1 protein-coding gene is annotated in these 566 nt (G+C 48.1%); it reads left to right on the top strand.

What is annotated here, in order from left to right; translation table 11 throughout:
- A partial coding sequence (locus tag L5M49_RS25210; protein ID WP_263267004.1) for a phosphoadenosine phosphosulfate reductase family protein occupies window positions 1-566 on the top strand: 566 nt, incomplete at both ends.

Raw genomic sequence — 566 nt, forward strand, 5'->3', positions numbered from 1 at the left:
CTCAGGGAAAGACAGTTCAGTCGTGGTGTTAATGGCAGTCGAATCCTATCGCCAATCCATTCAGGCTGGCTTAGTCGAGCCATCGAGACCTTTACTCGTCGTCACCGTGGATACGGGGGCTGAAGCCATCGCGCTTAAAATGTACGTCCATTATGTCCGTAAGCGATTACTGGAGTTTGGAAAGCAAATTGGGATTAATCTCTGCTACGACATTATTCAGCCGCCAATCAATGACCAGTATTTTATCAAGTATACTGGGGGGCAAAAACTGGTGCCTTCGGTTACACGTCACCAAGATTGCAGCATTATTCTCAAAGTAGACCCGTCCGAGCGCTACATTAAGCAAGCGATTAAAAAGTACAGTGAATGCAGCTGCTACAAACTGGTTAGCTGTGTAGGCAGTCGCATTGCCGAAAGTCATCACCGCGCAGGCAACATGAAGAAGCAGGGGCTTAGCTTGATTACGGCAGGCTCAATTCTGGCTGATATGGCACAGGTAGAAGCCGCTGGCTCCAAAATGTATAAGCTGGCGCCGATTAAACACTGGGAAACTGAACAGGTATTTG

Origin of the sequence: Shewanella sp. SM74 (assembly GCF_025653725.1) — a bacterium.
Classification (GTDB): Bacteria; Pseudomonadota; Gammaproteobacteria; order Enterobacterales; family Shewanellaceae; genus Shewanella; species Shewanella oncorhynchi.